Raw genomic sequence first — 509 nt, 5'->3', positions numbered from 1 at the left:
GCATCGGCCTGCACCACGACGCGCTGCATGCGGCCGCGGTTCGGGAAGTCGTTGATGTAGTTCGAGCCGAGATTGGTCGAGATCGTGTTGTTGATGTCCTCGAAGGTGACGCCGAAGGCGCCGGCCTTTTCGCGGTCGATCACGAGATTGACCACGCCGGCCTCGGGCAGGCCTTCGACATAGACCTTCTGCAGCACGGCGCTCGCATTCGCCTCCGCGATCAACTGATCGGCGGCGCGCATCAAGGCCGGATAGCCCTTCTGGCCGCGGTCCTGGAGGCGGAACGAGAAGCCCGAGGAGTTGCCGAGATTGTCGATCGGCGGCGGCTGCAGCGCGGAGATTTTTGCGTCGCGGATCGACGACGACATATCGCGGTTGATGTCGGCGACGATAGCGGCCGCCGAATCCTTCGGCCCGCGTTCCGACCAGTCCTTCAGGGTGATGAAGGCCTGCGCGGTGTTCATGCCCTGGCCGGAGAAGCTGAAGCCGGTGAGGAAGGTGACGTTGTC

1 protein-coding gene is annotated in these 509 nt (G+C 64.0%); it reads right to left on the bottom strand.

The window, feature by feature from the left end:
* Nucleotides 1–509: efflux RND transporter permease subunit (locus AC0L20_RS39810; protein ID WP_473295638.1), on the bottom strand; the 509-nt coding region annotated here is incomplete at both ends.

Source organism: Bradyrhizobium sp. Kon58 (assembly GCF_055807455.1).
The sequence above is the reverse complement of the archived record's forward strand: the minus strand, read 5'-3'. Positions and strand labels throughout refer to the sequence as shown.